The sequence below is a fragment of the Neisseria flava genome (genome assembly GCF_982712965.1).
The window spans coordinates 1-26,612 of record NZ_CEXQBZ010000131.1 but is presented as its reverse complement, the minus strand read 5'-3'; the positions used below and the strand labels follow the sequence as shown (position 1 = coordinate 26,612).

Annotated in this window: 26 protein-coding genes and 1 pseudogene; 6 read left to right on the top strand and 21 right to left on the bottom strand. The window is 50.2% G+C overall.

The genetic code is table 11. The features are described 5' to 3' along the window. Positions 1-89: 89 nt before the first annotated feature. The 8 genes and pseudogenes from folK to hisS all read right to left on the bottom strand — a co-directional run bounded on the left by folK (position 90) and on the right by hisS (position 6,123). The gene (folK, locus tag AC5M9B_RS10190) at positions 90-584 is read right to left on the bottom strand and encodes a 2-amino-4-hydroxy-6-hydroxymethyldihydropteridine diphosphokinase (protein ID WP_487648610.1); all 495 of its coding nucleotides are present in this window, start codon (positions 582-584) and stop codon (positions 90-92) included. A 15-nt stretch (positions 585-599) separates the two neighbouring features. Next, entirely contained in the window at positions 600-974 is a 375-nt protein-coding gene (locus AC5M9B_RS10185) for a SirB2 family protein (protein ID WP_003762962.1), read from the bottom strand. 52 nt (positions 975-1,026) lie between these two features. Continuing rightward, positions 1,027-1,596, bottom strand: a complete 570-nt coding sequence (mnmM, locus tag AC5M9B_RS10180; protein ID WP_487648609.1) for a tRNA 5-(aminomethyl)-2-thiouridylate-methyltransferase MnmM — start codon at positions 1,594-1,596, stop codon at positions 1,027-1,029. A gap of 89 nt (positions 1,597-1,685) precedes the next feature. Then, complete coding sequence (gene hfq / locus AC5M9B_RS10175) at positions 1,686-1,976, bottom strand: RNA chaperone Hfq (RefSeq protein ID WP_003755341.1); 291 nt, start codon at positions 1,974-1,976, stop codon at positions 1,686-1,688. Between the two features lie 276 nt (positions 1,977-2,252). Beyond that, positions 2,253-2,360, bottom strand: a pseudogene (locus AC5M9B_RS10170) (IS5/IS1182 family transposase); the annotation flags it as partial. 89 nt (positions 2,361-2,449) lie between these two features. Further along, the gene (gene der, locus AC5M9B_RS10165) at positions 2,450-3,907 is read right to left on the bottom strand and encodes a ribosome biogenesis GTPase Der (RefSeq protein WP_003762980.1); all 1,458 of its coding nucleotides are present in this window, start codon (positions 3,905-3,907) and stop codon (positions 2,450-2,452) included. Between the two features lie 290 nt (positions 3,908-4,197). Further along, on the bottom strand, positions 4,198-4,827 hold the full coding sequence (locus tag AC5M9B_RS10160) for a YfgM family protein (protein WP_487648608.1): 630 nt from the start codon (positions 4,825-4,827) through the stop codon (positions 4,198-4,200). Further along, entirely contained in the window at positions 4,828-6,123 is a 1,296-nt protein-coding gene (hisS, locus tag AC5M9B_RS10155; protein ID WP_154885191.1) for a histidine--tRNA ligase, read from the bottom strand. A gap of 1,354 nt (positions 6,124-7,477) precedes the next feature. Between hisS and AC5M9B_RS10150 the strand changes: the two genes are divergently transcribed. Further along, positions 7,478-8,401 (top strand): RluA family pseudouridine synthase, encoded by a 924-nt coding sequence (locus tag AC5M9B_RS10150; RefSeq protein ID WP_487648607.1) that lies wholly within the window; start codon positions 7,478-7,480, stop codon positions 8,399-8,401. A 105-nt stretch (positions 8,402-8,506) separates the two neighbouring features. On the opposite strand, the gene cls is transcribed toward AC5M9B_RS10150, so the two are convergent. From cls to AC5M9B_RS10110, 8 genes are all read right to left on the bottom strand, one after another. Next, positions 8,507-10,000, bottom strand: coding sequence for a cardiolipin synthase (cls, locus tag AC5M9B_RS10145; protein ID WP_487648606.1), 1,494 nt, complete (start codon positions 9,998-10,000; stop codon positions 8,507-8,509). Between the two features lie 147 nt (positions 10,001-10,147). After that, positions 10,148-11,209, bottom strand: coding sequence for a uroporphyrinogen decarboxylase (hemE, locus tag AC5M9B_RS10140; protein ID WP_487648605.1), 1,062 nt, complete (start codon positions 11,207-11,209; stop codon positions 10,148-10,150). 119 nt (positions 11,210-11,328) lie between these two features. Next, entirely contained in the window at positions 11,329-12,552 is a 1,224-nt protein-coding gene (locus tag AC5M9B_RS10135; RefSeq protein ID WP_487648604.1) for a heme biosynthesis protein HemY, read from the bottom strand. Continuing rightward, positions 12,549-14,063 carry a uroporphyrinogen-III C-methyltransferase gene (locus AC5M9B_RS10130; protein WP_487648603.1) on the bottom strand — a complete coding sequence of 505 codons (1,515 nt, stop codon included), beginning with the start codon at positions 14,061-14,063 and terminating at the stop codon, positions 12,549-12,551. The genes AC5M9B_RS10135 and AC5M9B_RS10130 overlap by 4 nt, the downstream gene beginning before the upstream one ends. Continuing rightward, complete coding sequence (locus AC5M9B_RS10125) at positions 14,050-14,781, bottom strand: uroporphyrinogen-III synthase (RefSeq protein WP_487648602.1); 732 nt, start codon at positions 14,779-14,781, stop codon at positions 14,050-14,052. The genes AC5M9B_RS10130 and AC5M9B_RS10125 overlap by 14 nt, the downstream gene beginning before the upstream one ends. Positions 14,782-15,068: 287 nt before the next feature. Then, the gene (locus AC5M9B_RS10120; RefSeq protein WP_060974803.1) at positions 15,069-15,365 is read right to left on the bottom strand and encodes a chaperone modulator CbpM; all 297 of its coding nucleotides are present in this window, start codon (positions 15,363-15,365) and stop codon (positions 15,069-15,071) included. Positions 15,366-15,380: 15 nt separating this feature from the next. Beyond that, entirely contained in the window at positions 15,381-16,340 is a 960-nt protein-coding gene (locus AC5M9B_RS10115) for a DnaJ C-terminal domain-containing protein (protein WP_019270560.1), read from the bottom strand. A gap of 133 nt (positions 16,341-16,473) precedes the next feature. After that, the gene (locus tag AC5M9B_RS10110) at positions 16,474-16,881 is read right to left on the bottom strand and encodes a hypothetical protein (RefSeq protein ID WP_019270559.1); all 408 of its coding nucleotides are present in this window, start codon (positions 16,879-16,881) and stop codon (positions 16,474-16,476) included. Between the two features lie 216 nt (positions 16,882-17,097). Between AC5M9B_RS10110 and corA the strand changes: the two genes are divergently transcribed. Beyond that, entirely contained in the window at positions 17,098-18,174 is a 1,077-nt protein-coding gene (gene corA / locus AC5M9B_RS10105; RefSeq protein ID WP_487648601.1) for a magnesium/cobalt transporter CorA, read from the top strand. A gap of 129 nt (positions 18,175-18,303) precedes the next feature. Beyond that, on the top strand, positions 18,304-18,786 hold the full coding sequence (locus tag AC5M9B_RS10100) for an acyl-CoA thioesterase (protein ID WP_070538991.1): 483 nt from the start codon (positions 18,304-18,306) through the stop codon (positions 18,784-18,786). 72 nt (positions 18,787-18,858) lie between these two features. On the opposite strand, the gene AC5M9B_RS10095 is transcribed toward AC5M9B_RS10100, so the two are convergent. The 5 genes from AC5M9B_RS10095 to dut form a co-directional block, all read right to left on the bottom strand. Then, positions 18,859-19,020, bottom strand: coding sequence for a hypothetical protein (locus tag AC5M9B_RS10095; protein ID WP_186805549.1), 162 nt, complete (start codon positions 19,018-19,020; stop codon positions 18,859-18,861). Positions 19,021-19,483: 463 nt separating this feature from the next. Continuing rightward, on the bottom strand, positions 19,484-20,023 hold the full coding sequence (locus AC5M9B_RS10090) for a hypothetical protein (RefSeq protein ID WP_070656047.1): 540 nt from the start codon (positions 20,021-20,023) through the stop codon (positions 19,484-19,486). A 419-nt stretch (positions 20,024-20,442) separates the two neighbouring features. After that, a complete protein-coding gene (locus AC5M9B_RS10085; RefSeq protein ID WP_487648600.1) occupies positions 20,443-21,369 on the bottom strand; it encodes a hypothetical protein in 927 nt (308 codons plus the stop codon). Between the two features lie 122 nt (positions 21,370-21,491). Further along, a complete protein-coding gene (locus AC5M9B_RS10080; protein ID WP_487648599.1) occupies positions 21,492-22,883 on the bottom strand; it encodes a nucleobase:cation symporter-2 family protein in 1,392 nt (463 codons plus the stop codon). Between the two features lie 165 nt (positions 22,884-23,048). Continuing rightward, positions 23,049-23,501, bottom strand: coding sequence for a dUTP diphosphatase (gene dut, locus AC5M9B_RS10075; RefSeq protein ID WP_487648598.1), 453 nt, complete (start codon positions 23,499-23,501; stop codon positions 23,049-23,051). A gap of 122 nt (positions 23,502-23,623) precedes the next feature. Here dut and pdxH point away from each other — a divergent pair, with 122 nt between their 5' ends. The 3 genes from pdxH to AC5M9B_RS10060 all read left to right on the top strand — a co-directional run bounded on the left by pdxH (position 23,624) and on the right by AC5M9B_RS10060 (position 26,522). Beyond that, entirely contained in the window at positions 23,624-24,256 is a 633-nt protein-coding gene (gene pdxH, locus AC5M9B_RS10070) for a pyridoxamine 5'-phosphate oxidase (RefSeq protein WP_003743995.1), read from the top strand. Between the two features lie 185 nt (positions 24,257-24,441). Then, positions 24,442-25,491 carry a pseudouridine synthase gene (locus AC5M9B_RS10065; protein ID WP_487648597.1) on the top strand — a complete coding sequence of 350 codons (1,050 nt, stop codon included), beginning with the start codon at positions 24,442-24,444 and terminating at the stop codon, positions 25,489-25,491. 74 nt (positions 25,492-25,565) lie between these two features. Beyond that, positions 25,566-26,522, top strand: a complete 957-nt coding sequence (locus AC5M9B_RS10060) for an aldose 1-epimerase (RefSeq protein ID WP_487648596.1) — start codon at positions 25,566-25,568, stop codon at positions 26,520-26,522. Positions 26,523-26,612: the final 90 nt, after the last annotated feature.

The following is a 26,612-nucleotide window of genomic DNA, read 5'->3' as shown; positions in this document are numbered from 1 at the left end:
CAGCACCTTAGAGAATCGTTCTCTTTGAGCTAAGGCGAGGCAACGCCGTACTGGTTTAAAGTTAATCCACTATATTTCACCGCCTTGCCTCAAACGGCTTCAAACAGGCTTATCCCTTCATCGCCCAAAGCAGCCGCCAAATCCGCCGCCCGTCCGTGTCCGCCCAAAACAAAATCAGGCAGGATTTCAGCCAGCGGCTTCATCACAAAGCTGCGTTCGTGCGCGCGCGGATGCGGCAGGGTCAGATGCGGGTCGCTGCTGGAGATGCCGTCAAAGTCGATGATGTCCAAGTCTAATGTGCGCGGGGCATTTCGAAACGTGCGTTCCCGCCCGAAATCCGCCTCGATACGGTTCAACACAGCAAGCAGCGAAACGCCGTCTAATGAAGTGCGGACGGAACAAACGGCGTTGACGAAATCAGGCTGATCGTCGTATCCGACCGGCGCGGTTACGTACAGCGAGGATGTTTTTTCGATTTGAATCTGCGGATGCGCCTCCAGCGCGGACAATGCGGCGCGGACTTGGCTGGCAGGTTCGGCAAGGTTGCTGCCCAAAGCGATGACGGCAAAATGGGTTTGCGGCATTTTCAGACGACCTCTTTAAAACGGCAGCGTTTTGGTTTTGGCAAGATAGACGATGCAGCCGACGCAAGCCATCGACAAAACATAAATGGCGTAAAACTTCGGCGAACGCGGACGGGAACGCATCATGACCATACCCAGCCCGATGTAAACCAAGAGCAACAGGATTTTGCTGCCGAGCCACGGCGAATTAAAGGGCGAAAAGTGGGTAATCTTCATCAGCCACAAGCCGGTAAAGAGCAGCATGGTGTCGTTGAGATGAGGAAGGGCTTTCCAGATGCCCGCCAAAGGTTTGTCGGGATGCCGCCAAAGCAGGAAAAAGCGGATATTGAACACCAAAATGGTGATGGTAACGAAAATCTGATGGCTGTATTTTACAAACAGATATTGCATAGCGGTCGCACGTTATTGTTTTTGAAAGAAGCGTCTATTCTACCGCAAACATTCATTCTTGACGTAACTTTTCAAACGCCAACAAATACGGCGGGCGGTTGCGGCGGTTGATAAAGCCATAACGCAAAACGGCAAATTCATCCTGTGGCAACTGCTGCGCCCAGTCTTCGATTGCCTGCGCTTCATGCAGCCCCGCCTCATGCCCCGGATACAGGACGGCAACCGCCAGCCCGCCCGTTTTCAGCAGCGATAAGGCGGATGTCAACGCGCGGATACTGGTTGCCGCTTCTGTCGTACAACTCTTATCGCCTCCGGGCAGCCAGCCGAAATTGAATACCGCCGCGTCCAACGGTTCGCGGATATGGGCGGCTAGGTTCTCATGTCCGTCCAATATTAGCTCCACCCTATTCACCATGCCTGCTTCTTCCAAGCGCATTCGGGTGTTTGCCAATGCCTGCTCTTGCACGTCAAACGCCCACACTTTCCCGTCGCTACCGACTGAACGCGCCAGCATCAGCGTATCGTTGCCGTTTCCCGCCGTGCCATCCAAAGCGCGGGCATCGGGTTTTAAGGCTTGTTTGAGAAGCGAGTGTGCAAAAGGGAGGATGTTTTCGAGCTGCATAAGATGAAACCATACGGAGGTCGTCTGAAAATAAAAATACCTTACCGGCAAGCGGTAAGGTATCAGAATCGATTAATGCGTTACATACATTATTCGGCAGGTTGTTGCACGGTCTCAACTTGAACCGGGGCAGCCGCAGCGGCTTGGGGTTTGTTCTCGTGTTGCAGGCTCACGGCACGGGCAGGAACGATAGTTGAAATCGCGTGTTTATAAACCATTTGGGTAACGGAAGTATTACGCAGCAGAACGACGTATTGGTCAAACGACTCGACTTGGCCTTGCAGTTTGATACCGTTGACCAAATAAATCGAAACCGGAACGTGCTCTTTACGCAACGCATTCAAAAAAGGATCTTGTAACATTTGTCCTTTAGCTGTCATATTCATAAGCTCCATTATTATGATTTTGAAATCGTTTTGAAAACGAACATGAGTCGGATTGTAGACCCGAACGAGAAAAATTACCAACTATTTTTCCGTAAGAATATGCAAACCTCTATCAAACGACGGGCTTTTCAACGATTTTCTACCCCAATGTATTAAAAATTCATTTCAACACAAACAATTTTTGCAACCAGACATACGACGGAGGATTTAGATTTTCAGACGACCTTACCATCAAACAAAATCTTTTTATTACAAAATCTTAGCAAATTATAGTGGATTAAATTTAAACCAGTACGGCGTTGTCTCGCCTTGCCGTACTATTTGTACTGTCTGCGGCTTCGTCGCCTTGTCCTGATTTAAATTTAATCCACTATACTTTTAAAAAGGCTTCATCACCAACCACCCTATTCGCCCGAACGCAATCTAAAAGGGGCACGCCTCGCGGCGCGCCCCTTGTTTCGTCAGATTTATTTGCTGTGCTGTTTTTTCACGCTGACTTTGGTTTTCTTTTTAAAACGGTTTTTCTCTTCCTTGCGACCCTCGCGTTTTTCGATGCGGTTGCTCAGACTGACGCGGCGCAGCGGTTTTTTCTTCGGTTTGTCTTCCGCGTTTTCATACGGGTTTTCAGAAACATTGTATTGAATCCGAAGCGGCGTACCTTGCAGGTTAAAGGCTTTGCGGAACGTCTGGGTCAGGTAGCGCGTATAGCTGTCGGAAATCGCGTGCAGCGAATTGCCGTGCACCACAATCACGGGCGGGTTCATGCCGCCTTGGTGGGCATAACGCATTTTCGGGCGCACCAAACCTGCGCGCGGCGGCTGTTGGCGTTCGATGGCGCTTTGCAGGACGCGGGTAATTTTCGGCGTCGGCATCTTAATCATGGCGGCGTTGTAGGCTGCCTGAATGCTGTCGAACAATCCGTCGATACCGCGTTCTTTCAATGCGGAAATGAAGTGGAACTTGGCAAAATCGAGGAAATACAGTTTGCGGGAAATGTCGCGTTTGATCTGTTCGCGGCGCTCTTCGCTGATGCCATCCCATTTATTGACGGCAACCACCAGCGCACGCCCTGCTTCCAAGGCAAAACCGGCAATCGTGGCATCTTGGTCGGCGATGTCCTGCTGCGCGTCCAATACCAAAACGGCAACGTTTGCCGCCTCAACCGCCTGCATCGCTTTGATAACGGAGAACTTTTCCACCGCCTCATCAACTTTGCCGCGGCGGCGCACGCCTGCGGTATCGATGATGGTAAACGGCTTGCCTTCGCGTTCGAAATCGATGTGGATGCTGTCGCGCGTTGTGCCTGCCATATCGAAGGCAATCACACGCTCTTCGCCGAGAATGGCGTTAACCAGCGTGGATTTGCCGACATTCGGACGACCGATAACGGCAAAAACAGGATGTTTTACATCGGCTTCTTCGGCTTCAGGCTCAGGGAAGTTTTCTAAAATTTCTTCAATCAGGTAATACACGCCGTCGCCGTGCGCACCGGAAATAACGTGCGGCTCGCCCAATGCCAACTCGTAAAACTCGGCGGCAAGCACGGCTCTGTTGCCGCCCTCGCCTTTGTTTACCGCCAGATAAACGGGACGCGGGCTTTGGCGCAAGCGGTCGGCGATGATTTTGTCTTGCGGAGTCAGACCGGTGCGTCCGTCCACCAAGAACACGACGGCATCGGCTTCATCGACAGCCTGCAAGGTCTGCTTCGCCATTTCGTGCAAAATCCCGCTGTCCACAACCGGCTCGAAACCGCCGGTATCGATGACGAGATAAGGTTTGCTGCCGATTTTGCCGTGTCCGTAATGGCGGTCGCGGGTCAAGCCGGGCAGGTCGTGTACAAGCGCGTCTTTGGTGCGCGTCAGGCGGTTGAACAAGGTGGATTTGCCGACGTTCGGGCGTCCGACAAGGGCGATGGTAGGTTTCATGATGGGGTCTTTCTGTGTCAAGTGTCGGTTCGGAAGCGAACCTGCAACACGAGCAGGTGTTTTTCAAAACACGGTAGGTTAAAAAGGATAAGGGGTCGTCTGAAAATATAGTGGATGAAAATTGTAATAATACGGCGTTGCCAACGCCCTTACGTACTGGCTGGCGTTACCGCCTTTTCTCATTTTTATTTTAATCCACTATATAATAAAGTGGAACACAATTAAAATAGACAAGGCTTGCCGGAAAGATTCCGACAAGCCGCATACGTCTCTCAATTTTTCAGACGACCTTATTTTTGCGAATCCAGCTTCATTTGCAGCAATTCGCGTTCGATAGCGTCTTTAGGCAACTTTTCCAAAGCCTGCTGATAGCCTTGCGCGGCTTCTTTGGTTTTGTTTTGCGCGGCATAAACATCGCCTTTCGCTTCCAACAGCAACGGCTCGAAATCGGCTTCGACTTTCGTGTTCAATGCTGCAATCGCGGCATCGTATTTTTTCTGCTGCAACAGGACAATACCCAAACGCTGCGCCGCCAATGCTTGAACCAGCGGGGCTTTTTGGTTTTGCAGCACCCAGTTCAGATGACCTTCCGCCACGTCGTAACGGCGGGCATCATATTCTGTCGCAGCTGCCATCAGTGTCGCTTGCGCGGCGGCAATGGAATCCGAATAGTTTTGCTGGAGATTGGTCAAATCAGCGTTAACTTCGGCTTGCGAAGCTTTTGCCTGCATTTTATCGACGATTTTCGCCAATACTTCGGCAGCTTCCTGACTTTTCGAGACTTTATGGCTTTTATATATGGTATAGCCCAAATAGCCCAACGCCGCTGCGATCAGCAGGGCAAACAGCCATCGGCCGGTAGTTTTCCAAAAGTATTTAAAATTGTCTAACTCTTGTTGTTCTTCGAGATGGGCTGCCATTTATGCGTTCTTCCATTGTTGTAAAGTGTGGATTAAATCGTCGGCGGCGACGGTTTGCTGACCGTGTGCGCCGTTCATGTCTTTGAGCGTAACCGTACCGTTCGCCAATTCGTCTTGCGCGACAATCAGGGCAAAGCGCGCGCCGCTGTTGTCGGCTTTTTTCATTTGCGCTTTCAGGCTTTGATAGCCGGAATGCTGCATCACGTTGAAACCTTGTGCGCGTAGGGCTTGTGCGTATTTCATCACTTGCAAATCCGCGCCCTCGCCCTGATGCATGGCGTACACGTCAGGCGCGGCATTGACTTCCAGCGAACCGTATTCGCTAACCAGCAGCAGCAAACGCTCGATACCCATTGCAAAACCAATGGACGGAGCGGGCTTACCACCGAGTTCTTCAATCAAGCCATCGTAACGTCCACCGCCGCACACCGTCGCCTGCGCACCAAGTTTGTCGGTCGTCCATTCAAAAACGGTCTGGTTGTAATAATCCAAGCCGCGAACCAGTCGCGGATTTTCGACGTATTCAATGCCCAAGCCTTCCAGCATGGCTTTGAAACAGCTGTAATGATTGCGCGACTCTTCGCCCAGATAATCGGTCAGATGCGGCGCGGCATTGCAGATTTCCTGCAAATCGGGATTTTTGGAATCCAAAACGCGCAACGGATTGGTTTTCAGACGACGTTTGCTGTCTTCGTCCAACTTGTCTTCATAACGGGTCAGATATTCGACCAAAGCCGCACGGTGTGCCGCACGTTCTTCTCGGTTGCCCAAGCTGTTGATTTCTAAAGTCAGGTAATCACGGATGCCTAGCTTGTCCCACAAATCCGCCGACATGGCAATGATTTCGGCGTCGATGTCCGGGCCTTCAAAACCCAACGCCTCGATGCCGACTTGATGAAACTGGCGGTAACGTCCTTTTTGCGGGCGTTCGCGGCGGAACATCGGCCCCATGTACCACAGCTTTTGCGGGCCGTTGTACAACAGGTTATGCTCGACCACCGCGCGCAGGCAGGATGCCGTACCTTCCGGCCGCAGGCTCAGGCTCAAAGAATCGTTGGAATCGGAAAAAGTGTACATTTCCTTGCCGACCACATCGGTTTCTTCACCGATGGAGCGGACAAACAAACCCGTCTGCTCGACAATCGGCGTACGGATTTGCTGATAACCATAAGCACGCGTCCAGCTGCCGACCACATCTTCAAACGCCTGCCAAAACGCAGCGGTCAGCTTGAAATCTTTCTGTTCGACGGGCAAAAGGTCGTTCATGCCTTTGACGGATTGGATTTTTTGTGCCATTTCAAATAGGGATACCGGAATCAAAATAGTCGGCAATTATAGCTGATTTTTAAGGAGTTGTGAGGTTTGGGCAACGAAGGATTTGAGCGAAAAGGTCGTCTGAAAAAATTTTCAGACGACCTTTTCGCTCAAATTCAAAATGCACGCCACCATTTTATCTGTCAGACTGCGAACTCCGTCTGACGTTTCGGACTTCGAGTAAAAAACGACGTATCACGTTCAGCATCCTCTCTATAAATAATTTGTATAAAAGTTAACACTATCAGCATAATATTCATAAAAAATAAATATACGCAACATATATCATCTTGACTGCCGTGTATCTCACCATTTCACATAACGAACAAATATGTGAACATTAATAAAAAAGATAACAAAATAATAGATGAACTCACACCAACCATTTTTACAAGCAAATTTTATATATAATTTGCGTAAAATAATATTGAATGCAATCATCAAAGCAAATGTTATGTAAAAATTTGACATTTCGCATCACCATTCAACTAGGAGTCAGCGGCTGCTTTCTTGATGGAGAAGGTTCGGATCAATATGATGGTGCATATCCACCGACAGCTCCTTCTACAACTCCGCCAACAGCCAACAAATGATTTAATAAAGCCGGATTTTTACCGTCCTAAACAGCATTATAATTAATCCCTAATTGATATTTGATAGGCTCTTATCCTTGGCTTTATTTTTAGCATACCATTTAAATTACGGCTTTCCACCCATAAATAACTGACGTTATCATACAATTCTGCCTTTTCGCTTATGACATAACGTATGCCTACCATACTCAAACCCATATTCGTATTTCGATTATTTTTTCGAAGTTCAGCTGGAATGGAAATAAAACTTGCTGAGCCTTTTTGGATATAGATAGTAGAAGATAATTCCGAATGCCGACTTTCACTACTTATAGTGGATTAACTTTAAACCAGTACGGCGTTGCCTCGCCTTGCCGTACTATCTGTACTGTCTGCGGCTTCGTCGCCTTGTCCTGATTTAAATTTAATCCACTATACATAACTGACAGCATATCATGATTTGACCTTTCCCCTATCAATCTACAATGACTCTAAATTTAAAGGAAGTTCAGCTAAAGCAACAGACGGCACAAGGGAAAAATTGGGATTAAAATATTTTTCATGTCTTTCTCTATTTCTCACCATATTTTTTCAAAAATTAATTTCTCAAATATTTATTGTCAACAATTTTTTTTGTAAATTTTTTAAAATAAATGATGACAAAATCCAAATTAAAAGCTTAAAGCCGTTTAGACAGTTGAGTTTATCAATTACAGAACCATTCAATCATTTTCAGACAATTTTTTCTATAAGCAATCCGCCACATGAAAAAACCTTCTAATCCCCTCCCCCTTTTAAACGGTGTAAAGCCCAGCTATTTGGTGCTGCCGCATGAAAAAGAGTTTTACGGCCTGCCGCTCCTGCATTTTCTCTGCACACGTTTTCCTTTTGTCGGTGAAGAAAATTGGCGCAGGCGGCTGAACAGCGGTTTTGTGGTAGGTGCGGACGGGGCACCGTTTAACGAGCATACGGTGTTTGAAGCGGGCAAGATGATGTTTTATTACCGTGAAACCAGCAGAGATAGCGAACCGCGGATTCCGTTTGAAGAGAAGATTCTGTTTGTTGATGAGCATCTTATTGTGGTTGATAAACCGCATTTTCTACCCGTCATCCCCAGCGGGCGTTTTTTGCGTGAAACGCTGCTGACCCGCCTGCGCCTGCGGCCGGAATTGCAGCATTTGAATGTAGCGGACATTACGCCGATTCACCGCTTGGACAAGGATACGGCAGGGGTCATGCTGCTGTCGCACAATCCTGCCACGCGCCGCGATTATCAAACCATGTTCCAAAATAAAACTGTCTGCAAAACTTATGAGGCAATCGCGCCGACGCGGACGGATTTAGCTTATCCGCTAAACATTTCTTCACGCATGGTGCGCGGGGAAAAATTTTTTACGACACTTGAAGTGGAAGGTGAGCCAAACGCGCACACAACAGTCGAGCTTATCGAAAATCGCGGCGCGTTCAGCCTCTACCGCCTTACGCCGCATACAGGGAAGAAACACCAACTGCGCGTGCATATGATGAGCCTGGGCATGCCGCTGATGAACGATGCGCTTTATCCCGTTCCGTCTGCTGCGGGTGATGAGGATTATGGGAAACCTTTAAAACTTTTGGCAAAACGAATTGAGTTTACCGATCCTGTCAGCGGACAGGCACGGATGTTTGAAAGCGGTTTTGAGTTGTAGCATTGAGGATTTTTTGATAAAGGTCGTCTGAAAACTGGTTTTCAGACGACCTCGATTATTGAATTTCCTGCGGAAAATGACGGCATGGTTCCATTTTTTCATCTATTACAAAAGCGGACTGACTAAGCGGACGGTGTTTTCTATCAGCCCGCGGAATTTGGAGCGTTGCTGCCATGCTTTGACGGTGATGTAGCTGCTGTTTTTGAGGTAGTCGCGTTGGAGGTTGCAAATTTGTTTGGTGATGTCGCGGTCGTAGATGGCGAGGCTGATTTCGAGGTTGAGGAAGAAGCTGCGCATATCCATGTTGACCGTGCCGAAGAGGGCGTAATCTTCGTCTATGGTCATGGTTTTGGCGTGTAGCAGCCCGCCTTCGAACATGGCGATTTTGACGCCTGCGTCGAGCAGCATGGGGTAGTAGGCGCGGGAGGCGTAGCGTACCATGAGGGAATCGACTTTGGCAGGTAGGATCAGGGTAACTTTGACTCCGCGTTTGGCGGCGATGGTCAATGCCATCAGGAGGGGTTCGTCGGGGACGAAATAGGGGGTGGTGATGGTGATTTGTTTGGTGGCGGCGTAAATCGCGCTGATGATGGTTTCGTAAATGACGTGGCTGCCTTGTTCTGGCGCGGAGGGGATGACTTGGGCAACGATGTCGCCCTGCTGCATTTTTTCGGGAAGGATTTCGGGAATGCGCTCTTGCGCCTGCGTCAGGTATTGTTGTACGCCTTCGAGGTTTTCGTCTGTTTCGACGGCGAGGTCGGCAAAGAAGACGGCGGAGAGTTCGAGTACCAGCGGGCCGGTGCAGCGCATCATGACGTCCACCCATTCGCCGACGCCTGAATCTTTTTTGAAGAAGCGGGGATCGGCGAGGTTGAAGCTGCCGGTGTAGCCGATTTTGCTGTCGATGACGAGGATTTTGCGGTGGTTGCGCAGGTCGGTGCGGGTGAAGAAGGTGCGCCAGACGCCGACGGGCAATGAGGCGTGGACTTCTACGCCGGCTTCGCGCAGGGTTTCTACCCAGCCGCTGTCGAAAAAGCGGCTGCTGCCGACGGCGTCGGCGAGGATGGCGCAATCCAAACCTCTGTCGGCGGCGGCGAGGAGTTCGTTTAACAGTTCTTCTATCCTGCCTTCGGGTTCGATGATGTAGAAGGCGAGCATGCAGGAATGGCGTGCGGCGCGGATGTCGGCAAGCATGGTGTCGATGATTTCATCGGTAGTGGACAGCAGCATCATGGCGTTGTTGCGCGTCGCACCGAGTCCCGTTCCGCTCGCAGCGACTTTGCTGATGCCGTGATAACGGGATTTGACTTTGTCGCCGATATCAAGATAAAGGTTAGACAGGTAAGTTTCGACGAAACCTTGGTAGAAGCGGTTCATCTCGTCCGTACGCTTTGCCCGCGCCGTGCCGAGCCGCGGTTCGCCGATAAGCAGGTAGGCGATGGTGCCGAAGACGGGGAAAAGGAAGAGGATAATCAGCCAGGCAAACGTGGAGCCGATGTTTTTTTGTTTGTACAACACGCGCAAGACGCAGCCGAGCGCGGCGCAGGTGTGGGCGAAAATGAAGATTTCTGTCCAGGTAATGTCTTTTAGAAAGGTCATGTTCGATAAGCGGTGGAGGAATGGCGGGAGCGGATGTATTTTGAATCTGACTGGTTTGAGGCGGTAAGGTTCAAATAGTGAGTATATACAAAGGTCGTCTGAAAAACGAGTATAGCGATTTTTCAGACGACCTTTCTGCACGCTCAATCAGGCGTGATATTGGCGCGACAGTTCGTGTACGGTATCGACTAAGATTTCGGCGTGTTCGGGGTCGGCATGTTGGTTGATGCCGTGTCCGAGGTTGAAGACATGACCGCTGCCGTGTCCGTAGTCGGCTAGGATGCGTGCGACTTCGGTGCGGATGGATTCGGGCGTGCCGAAGAGGGCAAATGGGTCGAAGTTGCCTTGCAGGGCGACTTGGTTGCCGACGCGGCGGCGTGCTTCGCCGATGTTGCACGTCCAGTCCAAGCCCAAGGCGTCTGCGCCGATTTCCGCCATGCTTTCCAGCCACAGTCCGCCGCCTTTGGCAAATACGATAACGGGAACGCGTCTGCCTTCGCTTTCGCGTTCCAATCCGGCGACGATTTGGCGGATGTATTTGAGGCTGAATTCTTTAAACGCCGCATCGCTCAACACGCCACCCCAAGTGTCGAAAATCTGCACAGCCTGCGCTCCCGCGTCGATTTGGGCGTTGAGGTAGGCGGTAACGGCTTGGGCGTTGGTGTCGAGGATTTTGTGCAGCAAATCGGGGCGCGAGTACATCATGGTTTTGATGTTGCGGAACTCTTTGCTGCTGCCGCCTTCGACCATGTAGCAGGCGAGTGTGAACGGGCTGCCGGAGAAGCCGATAAGCGGTACGCGGCCGTCCAATGCTTTGCGGATGGAAGTTACCGCGTCGAAAACGTATTGCAGTTTTTCCATATCAGGAACCTGCAGCTTGGCGATGTCGGCTTCGTGTTGCAAGGGGCGTTCGAACTTCGGGCCTTCGCCTTCGGCAAAATACAGTCCCAAGCCCATTGCGTCAGGGACAGTCAGGATGTCCGAGAACAAAATTGCCGCGTCCAAATCGAAGCGTTCTAAAGGTTGAATGGTAACTTCGGTTGCCAGCTCGGTGTTTTTGCACAAATCGAGAAAGCTGCCCGCTTTCGCGCGCGTGGCTTTGTATTCGGGCAGATAACGCCCCGCCTGACGCATCATCCAAATCGGCGTGTATTCGACGGGTTGTTTGAGCAGGGCGCGGAGGAAAGTGTCGTTTTTCAAAGAGGTCATGTGGGGCTTTCGGTTTGTTTGTAAAACAGGGAAGGAAAACGGTTTTCAGACGACCTTTGCGGCGGTTTTCGCAATGAAAGGTCGTCTGAAAAGGGGATAGATAAGGATGTTTTCTAAGCTCAGCTGTGCGGCACCAACGCGGCGTGGCGCTCTTCTTCGGAGACGGCTTCCAAAACCAACTTCCGCTGTTCCTGAGCTTTTTGCGGCTGTCCGGTTTCGTCGTGTACGCGCGCCAGCATGAGGCGGGCGGCGATGCTCGGTTGCAGGGCGATACTGGCTTCAAGATAACTTTGCGCTTTACCCCACAGGCTGCGGCCGTAGGCAAGCTGTCCGAGGTACATCAAGAGCGGCGCGTCGTCAGGTTTGTCTTTCAGCCAAGAATCGGCAAGGTCGATGGCTTTTTGCTGATCGCGTTCGTTGAGGAAGCGGACGCTTTCGACAAAGGCTTCTAAAAGTTCGGGACGGCGGTTTTGCGGATAGTAGTGGCGCACCCATTTGACGGCTTCGGCATAGAGTCCGAGACGCTCGTATTTTTCGGCAATGGCGACACACAATTCGTCCGCTTTGAGTGCTTCGGGAATGCGTTTCAGACAGGCTTTCAGACGACCTGCATCTGACGCTTCAGCCAAAAGGCGGCGGTATGCCCAGCTTTGGTATTGCTCCGCTTCAAAATCGTTAATCGCGCCGGCTTTCATCAGTTTTTCGGATTTCGCCAACACGTCTTCCGCATCGCCGTGGTCAAAGGCATAACGCAGTTGCAGGCGGGTGAGACGGGACAGGTTGGGATGGATACGCGCGGCGGCGTTCAGATTTTCCAGGGCGGTCGGATAATCGCGGCGGCTGAGTGCAGATTCCGCCAACAAAAGATAACGGGAAAGCTGCTGTTTGTTCGGCAGTTTCTCGATGTCTTTCAGGTATTGGTCGCGCAGATCGAAGTTTTCCATTTGGTCGGCAGCGTGTGCGCCCAACATCAGCGCGAGATTGCGGTTGTCGCCGGCTTCTTTGTTTTCCAATACTTTGGACGCTTCCTGCTCCGCTTTTTCAAAGCGGCCTTCAAAAAATGCTAAACCTGCGCTGTTCAAAGCGACGGCTGCCTGACGGCCTTTGCGCGCTGTACCGAAACGCTGCATACGGGCAGGGATGTTCATCAGTCCGACGATAAATTTGATCAGGAAATACAGGGCAACGACAAAAAGAATCAGACCTAAGATAAAGGCATGCAGGTTGACCCGCATCATCACTTGTCCGACGACGATATAGACATTACCCGTGTAAACACCGGAAGTCAGGACGACACCGACTGCGGCTGCGAATAAAACGACAATCCAGACGACAACTTTCATGCGCGGCCTCCTTTGGTCTCAACATCGGCGGCAGGACGGCTTTGTTTTTCAGGAGCGGCTTTCTTTTCCGGCTCGGAAATGTTTTGCGGCTTAGTCTCGGAAGGCAGCGCTGGAGCTTCTAAAGGTTTCGCTTCTGTTTGGGCGGCTGGAGCAGGTTTCTGCTCAGGCGCGGGTCTTGCTTTGGCAGGATGGGGAGCCTTCGGTGCAGAAGCGTTTTCATTTACCGGCGCAGCGGTTTGAGGAACGGCCGCTTCGGAAGCGGCGGAGGGCAGAGGAGCAGACGCAGCAGTCGTTACGGGTTCGGGCAGCGCGATCGGAGCGCGTGTGCCGTCTTGATAAGCGCGGACTGCGCTGAGGCTGGCTTTCAAACTATCGTCTGAAATCATGCGCACTTCCAGCGCCTTCAATTCTGACAATTCTTTCAACCATGCCTGTGTCGCTGGCGATTTGCCGTCAAAGTATTGTCTGACCGCCGCTTCGACGTAGTTCAAGTCGCTTTGATAAACTTCGCCATTGTGCTGCATCAGCGCGGTTCGCGCGTCCAAAAGGCGCAGGCGCAGGTTTTCGCGGACGAAATACGCCTGTTCGGGTGACAGCAGCATGGCGTCTTTATTGTCGAGTCGGCGGACTTCCACCAGCCCTTTCAGCGCAACCAAAGATTTATCCCAAGCATTTTGCCACCAAGAGCCTGAAGATGCGCCGTTGCTTTGCGCGTGCTCGCCCGGCTGCAATACGCCGTCCAACACCAGCGGCAGACCGGAAACGGCGGTTTCCAAGCGGTCGAGGCGCAACGCTGTGCCGGAAATATCGACATAAGGACGGTTTTTCAATGCCGCCAAATCATGGCTGACGGCTTGTTTGATGGACAGCAGTTCGGGCTGGTCGAAACGGCTCAAGCGGCTGTCGATGTGTTCCAACACCGCTGCTGCGCCTTGCACATTGCCTGATAAGAGCAGTTGCTGCGAGGCAAGGTTCAACATGGTTTCTGCTTCGTCAACCAGCCAGTTGACGCGCCCTTTGGTCAGCTCTTGATACGCTTTTTGCGTCAACAGGATTTGTTCGTTGTTTGCCATTTGCGCTTTGCCCAAGCGGTCGATTTCTGCTTGGATGGCGGTTTGGCGGTTTAAATGGTCTTTCAGGAGTAAGGCGTTTTCAGATTCGCCCAATGCGGCTTTATCGAGCTTTTGGTTAAACGAAAGCTCTTGGTTTTTCAGGACGTTTTGTCCGTGTACGAACAAAAAGCCGCTTGCGCCCAAACCCAGCAGCGCCAGCACCAGTGCGCCTGCTGCCAGCCCTCTGCCGCCGGATTGTTTGATGATGACGGGGGCAGGTTGGTTTTGGGATAGATTTTTAGATTCAGACATGTGTGTTCCTGCGTATTCGGAGGTTTTAGGCTGTTTTGCCTTTTTCGGAGCCGCTGTTTCAGACGACTCCGCGTTGCCTTGACTGTCGACGATAATCGGTCGACCGGCTTCGTTTGCTTCGGATGGATTATCTTCAGACCGGCTCATCGGTTTGCTCCTTAGGAAGTAATGAAAGTGCCGCCTCCAGAGAAGCGACGACCCGTATGTGGCGCGCACCCGCCTCGCGAAGCGCGTCGGCTATGCGCGGATGATGGGTGAAGTATAACAAGGATTCGAAGAATCGGGAAAATTGCGGCGGAACCTGCGCAAACAGCCCGCGTACCAGTTCGCCCGAAGCGATAAAGGCGGCATCAATGGATTCGGCATCAAAATCCTGCCAATTCAATTCATTAGGTCGTCTGAAATACACTTCCGCGATTTCGACCGCAAAGCCTTTTTTCTTTAACGACTCCGCCAAAAAATCGCGCCCGCCGCGTCCGCGCACAATCAATACGCGCGCGCTTTGCGGCAGCGTATCCCAAACCGGCAGCCGCAATACCGCCTCGCTGTCGTTGCCTTCTTGCGGCACAGACACATTTTTCGCGCCGTAACGCCGCAAAGCGCGACCGCTTGCCTGTCCGACCGCAATCTGAACCTTCAGGTCGTCTGAAAAATCGACATACGGCGCAGCAGTTTCAACCGCCGTCGGACTGACCCAAAATACCGCGTCCGCACGGAAAAACTGTTCTTTCAAACCGAGCAACGCCATTTCATCCGGCTCGATTTCAACCGGACTCAATACCCGCGCGCGCCACCCTGCCCGCGAACAGGTTCGCACATCATCTCCCGCACGCGCGGACGGACGGACAATCAGCATGACAGGCATTTCAGACGACCTCTTTAAATAAGGTTAAACCCAAGTTGTACAAAAAATATGGGAAAAAGTAAATATAGAAGCGCAATGCCGACGCAGGCGGGAATCCATCAAACTCATCAAATTCATCAAATAAACAAGCGGTACGACACCGATGCTGATCGTATTAGAAGTTTCCAGATAAAAACCCAAGCTATAGGTTGATTTATCCCAAACCCTTGTTATCTGACCATACTTAAAAAGGTCGTCTGAAAACCTGTTTTGTTTTCAGACGACCTTTCTTCACACATAACAACGCCCTATTGTCCTTCCTCTTCCGGCAACACAGACGGCCGCTGTGCTTTCCTCAACTCTTCCACTTCGTCTAAAAGCCGCATAATCAAGCCCAACGCCGGGATGCCGGCCTCAAAATCACGGCTCAGACGCTGTGCGCGGCGGATGCGTGCAAGGTGGAAACCGCTGAACGTAGTTTGTTCGGGCTTGCCGCCTATGCTGATGATGTCTTCCTCGATGAGTTCCAACAGCCAATCGCGGCGGCAATGGCTGACAGCAATGATTTCTTCAAAAGTCAATGTGATGTCGGTGGATTGCGTCATGGTTTATCCTTCCTTTCATGCGTGTTTCGCAGCGAAATGTTCTGCCAGTTTCTCCCATGCGGCACGGTCGGCTTCACTTTCTGCAACAGGAACATTGATGCGGATATTCAAGTATAGGTCTCCTGCTTCTTTAGCCGGAATGCCCTTGCCTTTAAGGCGGATGGTTTTGCCGCTCTGAGTGTTGGCAGGCAAATTGACCTGTAAGCGGCCGGATGCGGTAGGAACGATGATTTTACCGCCCAATACTGCCTCCCACGGTTTGACATCTATCGTCTGATATACGTCTTTTCTGTTTTTGACGTACAAGTCCGGCCGGTCGTGGAACTTAATTTTCAAGTACAGATCCCCGTTCGCTCCGCCATTGCTGCCCGGCAACCCCTGCCCTGCCAAACGGATTTGCTGGCCTTCGGCGATGCCTTTGGGGATTTTGACGTTGAGGGTTTTGCTTTGGTAAACCATACGGCCGTATTCGTCCAAAGTCGGCACATTCAAAGTTAGACTGCGCTCCGCACCGGTATAGGCTGCATAAATATCAATGCTCAATTCGGCGTGTTGATCCTCTCCCTTGACGGGACCGCGCGGCTGCTCGGGACGTGAGCCGGCGTGGCGGAACGATGAAAACAAGTCTTCGAAATTAAAGTCACCCGCGCCGAACGGCTCTCCTTCCCGGTACTCATAACGGAAACCTCCGCCGTCAAAACCGTTGCCGAACGGGTTCCCGCCTTGTCCGAACGGATTGCCCCCTGCGTTGCGGCCATAAGGGTTTGCCAACATTTCATCATACTCGGCACGTTTTTCCTTATCGGAAAGCGTCTCGTAAGCACGGTTGATTTCCGCCGTACGCTCAACGGCATCCGGTTCTTTGCTCACATCAGGATGGTATTTGCGCACCAGCTTGCGGTAGGCTTTTTTAATAGCGGCTTCATCCGCATCTTTAGCGACGCCCAATATTTCGTAATAATTTTTTTCTGCCATGTTATTCCTTTGATTAATAATATCCAAAATTTTTATTGGATTTGTAGTTAAGGGCAATCGCTCTAAAATCAAGTCGGACGGAAGTAAAAAACGCCGTTTCGGCAAACGGCGTTTTTACAAAGTGATTGGATGCTTAACCAACCAAATTTCGGGCATGACGCGATCTTTTCCATTTCAATGCATATCCGGCAACGACAGGCAGCAAAGCCAGAAAAGATTTGAAAATCCAGTTTGCGTACCAAGGTTTTGCAACCACAATCGCCGCTGCTTCAGAATTCGGCACAATAATATCTTTGACGGCAAGCCAATCCAACATCGGCCACCAGCAAGCAACAAGACATCCTAAAAAAACAGGCCAAATGTTGCGCTCCCAGCCCTTTTGCCAAAAGCGGAAACATACCGCCGTCCAAATCAAAGTCAGCCCGGTGATCAACATCACCGTATAAGCATCCGCCCCACAAAATGCGGCCAGAAAATACGTCAAAACCACCCATAAAACAGCCAGCACCAAAACAATGATTTCTTCAGGACGTTTAAACATTTTTACAGCTCCAAAATCTTTTCCTGCAAAGGAAACAACCGTGTACCAATAAGCGATACTATACCCGAAACGACATGCTTTGAATATGCGCCGCCTTTGAATTTTCAGACGACCTTGGTACCTGCCCTACTCTGTTACAATGCTAATAATTTAAAACCAAGGTCGTCTGAAAAAACATTCCGTTTTCAGACGACCTTCAGACATACCTTTTCAATCATGATGAACACACCACCCGCTCCCGAGACAATACCCGCAGAAATCCCGCAAGACCAAACCGTCCCACGCAGCAATACCGACAACGCGCCGCGTTCCGCCATCCACCAGACGCTTTATTCCGCCGATACGTTTGCCCAGCACGATTATCTCGCGGGTAAAAAACTGCCCGACATCGTCCGTCCGCAAGCGGGGCAGATTAACTGGCTGCACTTTGTCGGCATCAACAACGCCGCGCTCCTCAAACACGCGCTGGAACCTTACGGCATCCACGAGCTGGTCATCGAAGACATCCTCAGCCGCAAACAGCGCCCCAAAATCGAAGACTACGGCAATTATCTGTTTATCGCCGCGCAAGTTTATCACTACACCGCCGCCGGCAAACTGAATTCCGACCAGGTGTATCTGATTATCGGCAAGGATTTCGTGTTGTCGTTCCAGCAAAAACCGCTGGGACTGTTCAGCCAGTTGCGCCGTCAAATGAGCGAAAACCCGCGTGGTATCCTCGGCAAAAACACAGCCTTCCTCGCCTATTGCCTGCTCGACCGCATCGTGGACGACTATTTCATCGTCTTGGAAGAGTACAACAACCGCGTCGAATCCATAGACAAATCCCTGTTTAAAAATGAAAACAGCGACATTCTCGGCAAAATCCACCGCCTCAAGCGCGACGCCGTCCGCCTGCGCCGCACGCTCTTACCTTTGCGCGACGTGTTCTATCAGCTTGCCGTGCGCGGCGATTTTGCCATTTTCGAAGGCGAGTCCACCGTCTATCTGCGCGACGTGTACGACCACAACATGCAGCTTCTCGAATCGCTCGACACCTCGCGCGACATGGTGTTGAGCATGATGGACATCTACCTTTCCTTCCAGTCCAACCGCATGAACCAGCAAATGCGCGTCCTAACCGTCATCACCATCATCTTCATGCCGCTGACCGTCATCACCGGCATCTACGGCATGAACTTTGACAATATGCCCGAGCTGCATTGGCATTACGGCTATTTTATGGTCTTGGGTTTGATGTTGTGTATCATCGTCGGGCTGCTGATTTTCTTCTCGCGCAGAAAATGGTTATAAACCCATAAAAAAATCCAATTGCCGTATGTTCATATATTAAATACACTCGTTAAGGTCGTCTGAAACCATTCAAACTACTCTCAGACCGCCCGTTTCAACACAAACATTTATTTCAAAAAGAGGAACATCATGGAACAAGCCCGCCAACTCCCTTCACACGAACTCATCATGTCCGAGCTGATGATGCCGGACACCGCCAATTTCAGCGGCAACGTTCACGGCGGCGAACTTTTGCGCCTGCTCGACCAAGTCGCTTATTCCTGCGCCAGCCGTTACAGCGGCAACTACTGCGTTACCCTGTCTGTCGATAAAGTCTTGTTTAAAGAGCCGATACACGTCGGCGACTTGGTAACCTTCTACGCCAGCGTCAACTACACGGGCAGAACCTCCATGGAAATCGGCATCCGCGTCGAAGCGCAAAACATCCGCACCGGCGAAGTGCGCCATACCAATAGCTGCTACTTCACCATGGTCGCGGTTGAAGACGGCAAACCCGTTCCCGTCCCGCCGCTGGAAATTACTACCGAGCGTCAACGCTGCCGTTACGAAAAAGCCAAAAAACGCAAAGCTTTGAGCCTTCAGACATCGGACGAAACTTCTTGCGGATGCTGAAAACGGACGGATAAAACCGATTCAAAGAAAAAGGTCGTCTGAAAACCATGTTTCAGGTTTCAGACGACCTTTTTATTTACGAAAGAGCTTACCTTTGTAAGAGGTGCCGCCCTTTCCTTTCCATACTGCTGCTGCGAAACCATTTTGATAGAGGTTACTTTTTTCTAAAGCAGCAACAATCTCAAAATTATTAGCAATGAATTTCACTCGATACGAGGACATACGTTCTGACATTATATCCTCCATATTATCCCGAGCACTATTATCCCTAAGTTTTTGAATATCTGTATAAACTGCATCAGCTAGCCAAGATAACTGAAGTTAAAATCGAAAAAATTATTTTCTTGTTTTTAATCATATTGTTACCTGATTTTTAAAGTTTGCGGATTATTCCACGAACGTCATATTTATACAATAGAATTACTGAAAAGGTCGTCTGAAATTTTCAGACGACCTTGCAATACCAAATACAAACAACCGCATGCATGCATTCCGCACACATCCTATCTGATGAAACAGAGACTTTATGCAGGCTACGTCTTGCTTTCCCTTACAATGTCTCTCAATCCTGTTGAACCTGAATTAGCAGCTTCAATTAATTTTGTATAAACCGCACCACTCAATAATGAGTTAATACGCATATTTTTAATAGTATTGATAATAATTTCCATAGTATGATTTTAAAATATATATACGCCTAGAAATCAATCTCTTTGACTATATTAAAATTATATAACTTATCAATTGAGTTAATATAATGAAGATTACAGTATCTATTAGAGAAAAGAAAAGGGGTTTTCTCCGCTCCCACAGCTCCATTCAATACTTTTGAAACCCACCCCCCTTTAGCTACATAAGGATAAACGATAATATATTTTTCTCCATGAGAATCAACATATTCTTTCTTATAATAATAAATTTCTAAAAAAGAAAATCTAACATTACTTTTTTTATATCTTACTTTTATTAAATTCTTATTTTTTATCTCATTAGGATTATGCAGAAATACAATACTGGATTGATTACATAATTTTTTAAACTGAATCAATCCTATTAGCTCATCAAAGAACATAAATCCAAATCCTAGAATGAGGCTTATAAAGAGATATAACTTTGTTTTTTTACAATCAAGTAGAGTATTCTGCTTTGCATACTGCCACTCAAATGCCACCCCAAGCACAAACCCGACCGCCCCAAAGACAATAATATGAAGAATCAGGAAAAGAATACCTATCATAATTAAGTTCCTACCTTTCTCTTTCTTTCCGAATGCTCCGAATGCCTTTTTCTGTAGAACCTTGCCCCAATCCTAAACCCAGGAATAATTCCAATGACTAAAATAAAAATGTAATAAGCAACCGCTGCCATAACCGTTCCATCATATCTAACAATAAAATTGCCTAATTGATCATTAGGATAATCAAATATCTATCAGCTTGAAATATTCTACACAAATGGAATAAAAAGACAAAGCGTTTTTACCCAGTAGTTATATTTCTAATATAGAAGGTCGTCTGAAATTTTCAGACAACATTTCAACACTAAACCTAAACAACCAAATGAATACATCTCATACAATACTTCGCTTGTATAATTTCCAGACAAATCCAAAATAAATTTTTTAGTTTGAGACATTATTGCATTTCCTCGTGTAGTCTAAGATTTTTTGAGACAACTGTAAAAATCATTACCATTCCAAATGGTTTGGTAGTTGAAAATATAATCCAATCTTTTCAAAAGTAAACGCGTTACAGAGTCATCAGGTTTTCCATTACTCCATTTTATACAGCCAACAGGAATTTCTGTAACCACTTGAATCCAATTCTCATTAATATGGAAACCATAATCTGTAGTCATATGCTTTGTATAATCGCCTTTTACAGAAGAATATTTTTCAGGAAGATATAATCCACAATTATTTATGATATATCTCATATAATATACTTCCATTTTATCTGTTAAATTTAAATTAATTATTTTTAAATCTAAAAAATAATTTCCCAGTCCTCTTTGTTCCAATAAATCGGGTGTGCCATTGAACGGATAATCAGATTTCAACAACTCTGACTTTTCCTTGATACCGCAGCAGTCATAGGGGTAAAAAGAACTGAACCTGTTTGAGGCATAAAATCCGAAGGGCAGCTTGTGCGATTGGTAGCGGACATTTTTTGGAAAAAACTGATCCGCCCTGCTGAATGTAACCCCGTTATTCCTCGCCTTTAATAGCGAGATTCTTTTTTCCTTGTCAAAGATATAATCCCCCATCTCGATAGCGGGCATCATATACAACTGACACGATTTCTCAGTAGGGCATCTGTCCTTCCAGGCGTAGTCAGATGGGTCATCGAAATACTGCCCTGTCGATTCATGCGTGAAATAGCTGACCAACGCCCGCCTCAGCAACTCTTCCTTGCTCAACTTTCTTCCCTCATCCACGCAAATCCCTTGCAGGTTATGCTCTATAGTTTTGTTGCTGAGGATTTCAAAAGGTGAAAAGAAGATACGGTAATTGCTGAAAAAATAAATTGAGAACAAGATAACTGAAGTTAAAATCGCAAAAATTATTTTCTTTCTTTTAATCATATAGTTACCTGATTTTTAAAGTTTGCGGATTATTCCACGAACGTCATATTTATGTAATAGGATTATCAAAAAGGTCGTCTGAAAATCAAATTTCAGACGACCTTTTTGTTTACGCTTGAAGCTTAATGCTCCAGCCCCTCGGTATTGATTTCGACGACTTTGTCGGTTTTATCCTCCGGCAAAAGCAGGTTCAGGATAACTGCCGTGATGCCGCCGGCGGAAATGGAGTTTTGAAACAAGACGGGCAGGTTTTTAAACACTTCCGGCTCAAACGCCACGCCCAAGCCCAGACCGACCGACGTTGCCGCAATCACCGCTTCGCGCCTGCGGATACCGTGGCTGACCAAAATCCGCACGCCCGCAATCGCAATCAAGCCGAACATCAAAACCATTGCGCCGCCTAACACCGGACTCGGAATCGTCGTAAACGCACGTCCGACCACGGGGAACAAACCCAACAGCACCAAAATCACGGCAATATATTTGCCCACATGGCGCGAAGCCACGCCGGTCATCTGAATCACGCCGTTGTTTTGCGCGAAGGTGGTCAGAGGCAGCGAACCCAAAGCCGTCGCAATCACCGATACCAAGCCGTCCGCCAACACGCCGCCGCGCAGGCGTTTGGTGTATTCTTCGCCTTCAATCGGCTGGTCGGACACCATTGCCGTCGCGGTCAAATCGCCGACCGCCTCAAACACGCTCAACAGGAAAATCGCGCCCGCCACAATAAATGCGTGCCAGTCAAAAGCAAAACCATATTTAAACGGTACGGGCAGCGTAACCAGCGGCAGGTTTTGCAGCGCGGAAAAATCCACCTTGCCCAAAAACAGCGCGACGATGTAGCCGACAATCAACCCGACCGCGATGCCGCTCATGCGCAACAACGGGTTTTTCATGCAGTTGAAGATCAACACAATCAGCAACACCAGCGACGCCAGCCCCAAGTTTTCCATCGAGCCGAACGTGCCGTCCGCCTTCGCGTCGAAGCCGCCGCCGAAATCGGTAATGCCGACGTGTACCAAACTTAGACCAATCAGCATCACGACCACGCCGCTGACCGTCGGCGTAATCACTTTCTTCAAATACGGCAGAAGCCACGCTGAGAAACACACCAAAAACGCGCCGACAAACGATACGCCCAAGAGTGTCGAAATCATCACATCCTCAGTCAAACCGCCCTCTTTCATCCCCGCGCCCAGCACAATCATGACGGTAACGAACGAGAAATTCACAGACTGGATAGACAGCATCCCCGAACCGACCGGTCCGAAGCGGTTGACCTGCAAATAAGTGCCGACACCCGACGCAACCATCGCCATCGACACGAGATACGCCGTCATCTCAACCGGCAATTCCAGCGCGCCGCCCACAATCAGCGCGGGCGTAATCATCGGCACAAAAATCGCCAGAAGATGCGTGATCGCGCTTAATAAGGCATTTCCGAATGGCGGTTTGTCTTCCAAACCGTACACCAAATCAGGCGAATCCGCCTGTTTTTTCATTGTTTCAGCCATTGCAGTCTTTCTATCCGTTGTCAAACGTTAAAAAATTTTAAGAAACGAAATTGTAACCAATACTGCACGTTCTATCAATTTCAGCCTGCAATACAAATACGGCAAAAGGTCGTCTGAAACCCGCATCGCAAGTTTTCAGACGACCTTTGTATGTGAACAGGCGGTTTACGCCTTGCCCGTGCTGCCGAAGCCGCCTTCGCCGCGTTCGCTGGCGGCAAATTCGTCCACAACTTTAAACGAGGCTTGAACGATGGGGACGATGACCATTTGCGCGATGCGTTCCAGCGGCTCAATGGTGAACGCTTCTTTGCCTCTGTTCCACACGGAGACTTTGAGTTCGCCCTGATAGTCCGAGTCGATCAGTCCGACCAAGTTGCCCAAGACGATGCCGTGTTTGTGTCCCAGACCGGAACGCGGCAGCAAAACGGCGGCGTAGTCGGGATTGGCAAGGTGAACCGCCAGACCGGTCGGAACAAGGTAGGTGTCGCCCGGTTGCAGGGTAACGGCTTCGTCCAGACAGGCGCGCAGGTCCAGTCCGGCAGAACCCGGCGTGGCGTAGGCGGGCAGTTTGTCCGCCATTTTCGGATTGAGGATTTTCAGTTCGACTTCGGTTTGCATGATTTTTTCCGTTTCATTTGATTTGACGCGGATTATACACATATTCTCCCGCCCTATCGTTGGAGTCGTCTGAAAAAACGGGGTATGATTCATTCAAATAAACGTGAATATCGGAGGACATCATGGATTTGCACAATATCCGCGAAGATTACAGCAAGCGCGAACTGTCGGAATCGGAATGCCATGCCGACCCGATTGTCCAGTTCGAGCAATGGCTGAACGAGGCGATTCATTCGCAAGTCAACGAACCGACCGCCGTCAACGTCGCTTCCGTGGGCGAAGACGGTAGGCCGAACAGTCGCATGGTGCTGCTGAAAGAAGTCAATCCGCAGGGATTTGTGTTTTTCAGCAATTACTTAAGCCGCAAAGGACGCTCGTTTGACGCGCATCCGTTTGCCGCCATGACGTTTTTCTGGCCGGAACTGGAGCGGCAGGTGCGCGTTGAAGGGCGCATCGAAAAACTGGATGCCGCTGCTTCGGACGAATATTTCGACAGCCGCCCCTACACCAGCCGCATCGGCGCATGGGCAAGCGCACAAAGCGAAGTGTTGTCGAGCAAGGCGATGTTGGTCGCCAAAGCCGCTGCCGTAGGCGCGAAACACCCGCTGCACGTCCCGCGCCCGCCGCATTGGGGCGGCTATCTCGTCATCCCAGACCGCATCGAATTCTGGCAGGGCCGCCCCAGCCGCCTGCACGACCGCATCCAATACCGCTTGGTTGACGGTAACTGGATACGCGAGCGGCTGTCGCCTTAAACTTCCCACAGCTTCAAGCCGATAGGGTAAAATCCCGACTCCAGCAAAAGGTCGTCTGAAATATAAAAACGTTTTAACAAAACTCGTTTCATTCGTTTCAGACGGCCTTTTATCCGTAACTTATCCTGCCGCCACCGCCGCAGAAGAACCGTTCCAATCATCAGGAAACGCGTTAGGAGAACCCCATGTCCAAGCAACCCACCAGCAAACGCCAATGGCGCGACGGCGCAGCCCCGTCTGCCAAGAAAACCGTTAAACCTTTCAAAAGCAAAGCCCGTCCCAAAGACGAAACGCGGAAAACCGCTTCACAACCTTACGGACAAAAAGTTTCAGACGACCTCAAGCCGCAAAACGCCCCCAAACAGCGCGCCGCCAAAGCCAGAAAACTCGTCGTCCGCAATCCCAACCAAAAAATCATGGAACGCGCGCGCGATTTGAAAGAGCGCCGCAGCGACCTGTCGCGCATGGAACCCGAACGCCTGCAAAAAGTGCTTGCCGCGTCCGGCGTCGGCTCGCGCCGCGAAATGGAAGAATGGATCAACAACGGCTGGGTAACGGTCAACGGCAAAACCGCGCAACTGGGCGACAAAGTCACCCCCGACGACCACGTTACCGTCAAAGGCAGCATCATCAAACTCAAATGGGCCGACCGCCTGCCGCGCATCATCCTGTATTACAAACAAGAAGGCGAAATCGTCTCCCGCGACGACCCGCAAGGCCGCGTCAGCATTTTCGACCGTCTGCCGCAAGCCGCCAGCAGCCGCTGGGTCGCCATCGGACGTTTGGACATCAACACCAGCGGCCTGCTCATCCTGACCACCTCCGGCGAACTCGTCCAACGTTTCGCCCATCCCAGCTTTGAAGTCGAACGCGAATACGCCGTGCGCGTACTGGGCGGGCTGACCACCGAACAAATGCGCAGCCTCACCGAAGAAGGCGTGATGCTCGAAGACGGCTTGGCAAAAGTCGAACGCATCTACGAACAAGGCGGCGAAGGCGCGAACAAATGGTACAACGTCGTGATTAAAGAAGGCCGCAACCGCGAAGTGCGCCGCATATTCGAAAGCCAAGGCCTCACCGTCAGCCGCCTCGTGCGCGTCGGCTTCGGCCCCATCGGCCTGCCCAACCGCCTCAAACGCGGACAGTTCTACGAACTCAACCCCGCCGAAGTCGCCAACATCATCAAATGGGCGGATATGCTGCTGCCGGGCGAACGCCGCCGGCGGAAAGCCTGACCGCAAAGGTCGTCTGAAAACTTTTCAGACGACCTTTTATACACCTTGCCCCCACCCCAATCAGGAGCCGCTTCATGTTCACACTCAAAACCGACAACGACCACCTGCTGCTCGCTTCCGCCGATTTGCGCGCGGAAATTTATTTTTACGGCGGGCTGCTCAACCGCTACGAAATCCGCCGCCCCGACGGCACATGGTTCAATATCGTCAAAGCCTACGACTCCCCGCAACACGCTCGCGGGAGCCTGACCGAATGGTTCCGCAGCGGCAAACTCAGCCCATACGCCTGCCGCCTGCGCTACGGCAAATACAGCTTTGACGGCAAAGCCTATCAGTGCGGCAAATTCAAACTCGCCGAACACGCGGCACACGGTTTGATGTATAACCGCGAGTTCGCCCTCGTCAACAGCCATTCAGACGACCAATCCGCCGAGGTCGAAATCCGCGCAGATTACGCACAAGACGACAGCGGCTATCCCTTCCCCTTCAGCCTGACTGTCCGCTACCGCCTCAGCGCAGACGGCTTAAGCATCCGCTCTACCGTCCGCAACCAAGGCGCAACCGCCATGCCGCTCGCAGACGGCTGGCACCCCTATTTCACGCTCGGCGGCAAAGCCGACGATTGGTCGCTGGAAATCGACAGCAGCAAACGCTTGGGCTTTGATGCCGATTTGGTTCCCGACGGCAGCATGATAGACGACACCCGTTTTCAGACGACCTCAAGCCTGTCGGGTATCGAATTGGACAACAGCTTTTTCTTGGCACGCAGCAAACCCGCCGCCTGCACACTTTCAGGCAACGGACTGACCCTGAGCATTTACCCCGACGCATCCTATCCCTACCTGCAAATCTTCACCCCGCCGACCCGCGACTCCATCGCCATCGAAAACCTCAGCGGCGCACCCGACTGTTTCAATAACGGCTTAGGGTTAATCAAGCTGAACGCGGGAGAAGAAGCCGCATTTGAAACGCGCTACCATATAGCAGCCAACCGTCCATCAACAACCCAAATCTTCACCGGCAAAGCATAGGTCGTCTGAAAAATGAACTGGCCCCCAAATCTTGGACACTCATAAAAGCCTATTCAGGCGCTCTGTGTAAGCTGGGTTCTGTATGCGACA